The 5,442-nt window shown below is 66.8% G+C and carries 2 protein-coding genes; both read left to right on the top strand.

From position 1 onward, the window contains the following. Positions 1–3,749 (top strand): fibronectin type III domain-containing protein (locus E3T22_RS04725; RefSeq protein WP_134493527.1); only part of this gene is annotated, 3,749 nt, incomplete at its 5' end. A gap of 153 nt (positions 3,750–3,902) precedes the next feature. Then, positions 3,903–5,442 (top strand): Ig-like domain-containing protein (locus tag E3T22_RS04720; RefSeq protein WP_166789262.1); only part of this gene is annotated, 1,540 nt, incomplete at its 3' end.

Below are 5,442 nucleotides of genomic sequence, written 5' to 3'. Positions count from 1 at the left end.
GGATCGACCCCGACGGTGACGACATCTATCTGGTGTCGGCGTCGCCGACCACCGGTGACGGTGTGCGGTTCGGCCCGGAGGGTTTTGTGACCTTCGAATCCAAGACCGCGGAATTGGGGGTCAAGGAGGTGCAGTTCGTCATCTCCGACGGCTTGCTCACCGCCACCGGCGTGCTGACCGTGGACGTGAAGGCGGCGGGCACGCTGAACCCGGTCGGGACACCGGACTTCAGCACGGTGTTCGTGGGGGAGACGGCACTGATTGAGCCGCTCAAGAACGATGTGACTCCGTCGGGAGCCCCATTGGCGTTGATCGGGGTCAACGAGGTGCCCAACGACCTCACCGCCGTGCCGAACCTGGAACGTGGCACCATCGCCGTATCGTCGGGCAAAGCCGGCAGCTACGTCTTCACCTACAGCCTCGGCGCCGGCGCCACCTCCAGCGTCGGCCTGATCCGCGTTGACGTGATTGAGAACCCCGCGGAGATCCTGCCTCCGATCGCCGTCAAGGACACCGCCTACCTCCGCGCGGCCGAACCCGTCACGATCCCGGTGCTGGACAACGACGTCTCGCCCAGCGGCCGGGTGCTCGCGGTGCAGTCCGTGGACCTGAGCAGCACCGATGACCTCGTCACGGTCGAGATCCTCACCAACACGGTGTTGCGGGTCACCGCATCCGCGGCCCTCACTCAGCAGGTGCAGTTCACCTACACGATCAGCGACGGCGAGGGCACGTCAACCGCCGGCGTCACCGTCGTGCCGGTGCCGCCGCTGATCAAGCATCAGCCGCCCGTCGCGGTCGACGACTCCGTGAGCGTGCGCGCTGGGGACATCGTGAGTGTGTCGGTGCTCGACAACGACTACCACCCCGACTCCGCCACCATGACGGTCGCCCCCGACCTGGCCGACACCGCCGACGCCGGCGGGCTGGCCTTCGTCACGGGCAATCAGGTGCGCTACCAGGCGCCCACCGAACCCGGCGCCTACAGCATCGCGTATACGATCTCGGATGCCTTCCAGGAGACCGCGACAGCCATCGTGCGGTTCACCGTGATCGCCGTGAACGTGGCGGACAATCAGGCGCCCACGCCGCTGCCGTTGACGATGCGCACATTTGCGGAGTCGACGATCAAGGTGCAGGTTCCGTTGGACGGCATCGACCCCGACGGCGATTCGGTGTACCTCACCGCCGTCACCTCTGCTCCCACCCTGGGCCGCATCGTGGACCAGGGCAGCGATTTCTTTATCTACGAGGCCTACCCCGGCACTGCCGGCACTGACTCGTTCACCTATCAGGTCGCGGATACCGTCGGTGCCACGGCCGAGGGCACGGTGCGGATCGGCGTGATCCCCCGCCCGGTGGCAATGCTGCCCCCGAACGCGGTTGATGACGCCATCGAGATCAAGCCCGGCCGCAATGGATCGATCCCCGTCGTCTTGAACGACTCCGATCCCAACGGGTACAAGCTGACCCTGTCGAAGAAGCTGCCCGAGGTGGACCCCGGCATCACGGCCACGGTCGACGGCAGCCGGGTGATCGTGGAGGCACCCGCCGAGGAAGGCACCTATACGCTGCGGTACGAGATCACCAACGGGCACGGCGGTGCCGATACGGCGTTTGTGCAGGTGAAGGTGACCAAGGACGCGAAGGCGCAGTACCCGGTCGCGATCGACCACTTCGTCGAGCCCGACCAGGTCCTGGCCGGCACGCCGATCGACGTCCCGGTACTCGACGGCGCGGAGAACCCGAGCGGTCTGATCGAGGACCTGGTGATCACCCTCGAGGGCCCGAACGCCGGCAACGGCGCGCTACAGGCCGACGGCACGGTTCGGGTCGAACCGTCAACCGACCGGCAGGCGATCGCATACAGGCTCACGAACGAGCTCGATCAGCTCAGCGCCACGGCATTCATCATCGTGCCACCGCAGCCCAAACCCGTGGATCCGGTGAATCAGCCGTCCACCGAGCCCACACCAGAAGAAGAGCAGTTCCCGCCGCCGTTCCTGAAAGACATCGGCCCGCAGGTCGTCAAGATGAACGGGTCCAAGTCCTGGTCCATCGGCGACATCGTCGAGGTGCCCTCCGGCCGCCCCGCGCTGCTGCTCAGCGCCACCGCGACCAACAGTGACGGTTCAAAGGTGGCCGGCGGCTCCTCGTTGAGCTTTGTGGCCGCCAGAGACTACCGCGGCCCAGCGTCGGTGACCTTCGTGGTCACCGACGGCACCGGCGCCGACGACCCCGCGGGCAACCAGGCGACCCTCACCATCCCGATCACCGTCGGCGACCCCGACTTCGAAGACGTCGCCCCCACCTTCACCCCGCCCAAGGTCACCCTCGAGGCGGGCGAGTCCGCAACCGTGGTGAACCTGCGTTCATCCAGCGGGCATCCGAACCCGGCCATCATCGAAAACCTCAGCTACGGCGCCCTGGCCGGCGCCACAGCGGATGTCGCCGCCGCCATCTCGGGGGCCAACCTCACGGTCTCCTCCCCACTCGGCACCCAACCCGGCACCAGGGTGCGCCTCACCTTCAGCGTCACCTACCGGGAGTTCACCATCCCCGGCTCGGTGGATGTCACTGTCGTCTCCTCGACCCGGGCCGTGCCGCAGGCCGTGGACGACGCCGGACCCAACGGCGCCGGCATCGAAACGACACCGAGTTCGGTCGTGCAGGTTCCCGTGCTCGACAACGACTACAACCCTTTCGCGCAGGACGGCAAACCACTCACCGTGGTGTCCGCGACGATCGAGCAGGACGTCAGCGGAGGTAAAGCGTCGGTCTCTTACACCGCGAGCGGGGTGACCATCACGACAGGACCCGGTGCCACCGGCACCCTCACCGCCGTGTACCGCATCCTCGACGCGACCAAGGACCAGGCCAGAGCCACCCAGGGACGCATCACCCTGGTCATCCGGGACCGTCCCGATGCCCCCAACGCGCCCACAGCAGCCGAGGGCAATGCCGCAGCCACCATCAGCTTCGCGGCGCCCTCCTCGAACAATTCTCCGATCACGGGCTACACCATCAGCTGGACCGGCGGCTCCAGGAATGTGACCAGCGCCGGCACCTACGACATCACCGGACTCACCAACGGACAGAGCTACGCGTTCCAGGTGACGGCCCAGAACGCCAAAGGCACCTCGAACGCCTCGGCATCCAGCAACACGGTCACCCCCTACGGAGTGCCCGGTGCTCCCGCCAGCGCCAATCTCACGGCGTCGGCCACCGGCAACGGTGCGCTCGGGCTCAGCTGGGCCGCACCGGGCAGTACCGGAGGGCGCGGGGTCAGCGGCTACAAATACGAGTGGGTCACCGGCGGCGCCGCCAACGGCTCGACCAGTGGCGCCACAACCGCCTCGGCCACCGGCACCGCGACCACGCAGTACCAGTACCGGGTGCAGGCCTGCAACCCGCGCGGTTGCGGCGACTGGACCACATCGAACGCCGCGACACCCACGACACCGCCACCGCCTCCGCCGGCCTGGGCACCGACCCACTACGGCTTCTCGGTGACCCAGCAGGCCTGCCCGGAACCGGACTCCACCTACAACAAGCCCGTCACCAACGGCAATTCGGGCTGCACCATGAACGCCCGCGGCTACCTGCAGCCCGGAACCGTGATCGATGCGATCTGCCTGTCCGTGCGCAACGGCAAGAACTGGTACTACTTCCAGATCGAAGACCGCAGCTACGACGGCTGGTTCATCCGGATCTCGGACACCAACGGCACGATCATTCCGAATTGCTGATGAACACGCACGAACGGGTACCCCTGCCCATCCGGGTGGCCCCCGTTCGCGTGTTAGCGTAAGAGCCGGTCAGGGGACAGTGCCAAAGGTCACGGCGCGATAGGCCATACTTTTTCACGTACACGCATCAACATCACATTTGGGGGAAATCGGGTGGGGACCCTCAGTTCGTGGTTGCGCGGCCGAAGGGTATCGGCATCCGTGGTGGCCCTGTCGGTGCTGGCGGGCGTGCCCCTGTCGTTCGCGGTGCTGCACGAGGGTTTCCCGGTGACGGATGTCGACCTCTCCGCCCGCGATGTCTGGGTCACCAACGGCAAAGAGCTGCTGGCCGGCCGGTTGAACCGGCAGATCGAAGAGCTGAACGCCTCGGTCAACGCTTCATCGAGCACCTTTGACGTGGTGCAGGACGGCGAAGACGTCTTCCTGATCGACGGCAGCGCGGGCACCATCGAACGCATCGACCCGGCCTTCACCACCCTCGGCGAACGCGTCGACGTGGCCCAGGGGTCCGAGATCGCCTACGGCGGCGACTCCATCGCGGTGATGAACCAATCCACCGGTGAGGTCTGGGTGATCAACGCCGCCGGCGAACTGAGCTTCGACCCCAAGGCCACCGACCCGGTGATGAAACTGGGCAAGGGCGGCCACATCGCTGTCTCGCCGGGCGGCGTGGTCTTCGGCGCCTCCAAGACCGACAAGACCCTCACCCGCTTCGACCCGACGGCCGAAGAACCCGAGTCCGCCGAATCCGACCTGCCCAAGCTGGGCGAGTTCCAGATCGCGGCGGTGGGGGACACCGCCGTTCTGCTGGACACGGAGAACCATCGGCTCGTTGTCGACGGTGAGAGCATTGAGGTCCCCAAAACCGCCCTGAAGTTGCAGCAGACCGGGGCCGAGAACGACGTGGTACTGGTGGCGACCACGAAGGCGCTGCTGAGGGTGTCTCTGAACGGCGGCGACATCGTCACGGTCGACGCGAAGCTGGATGCCGCGGTGACCGATCCGAAATCGGTGTCGGCGCCGGTGTGGTTGAACGGGTGCGCGCACGCGGCCTGGTCGGGTGCCCAGCGTTACCTCGCCGACTGTGAGGGTTCCGAGGTGTTGCGGGAGACCATCGAGCAGCCCACCCAGGGGTCGGTGCTGGAGTTTCGGGTCAATCGTGATGTGATCGCGTTGAACAACCTCTCCAATGGCAACGTGTGGCTGGTGGATTCGAACATGCGCCTGGTCGAGAACTGGGAAGAGGTCACCCCGCCCGAGGAATCGGACGCTGAGGACGGCACCGAGAAGGCGGCCCAGCAGTCGTTTGAGGACACCCTGGCCGAGCGCACGAACGTGAACCGGGCGCCGCTGGCGCGCGACGACGCGTACGGGGTGCGGCCGGGCAAGACCACGGTGTTGCCGGTGCTGGAGAACGACACCGACCCCGACGGTGACGTGCTCACGGTCTCGAATCTGAGCGGCTTCTCCCAGGCCCAGGGCAGCCTGGATTACATCGACGGTGGCCGGGCCGTGCAGTTCACTCCCGCCGAGGATGCGGCCGGCACGGTGTCGTTCCGGTACACGGTGGCCGATGGTCGCGGTGCCGTCGCCGAGGCGCAGGTGAACGTGACCATGCGTCCGTTGGGGGAGAACCTGGCCCCGGTGTCGAACCGGGCCGGCGCCATCAGCGTGGAGCAGGGCCAGCTGGTCA

It is taken from the genome of Cryobacterium sp. TMB3-10 (assembly GCF_004402305.1).
Taxonomy (GTDB): Bacteria; Actinomycetota; Actinomycetes; order Actinomycetales; family Microbacteriaceae; genus Cryobacterium; species Cryobacterium zongtaii.
This window is presented reverse-complemented; position numbering and strand designations above follow the sequence as displayed.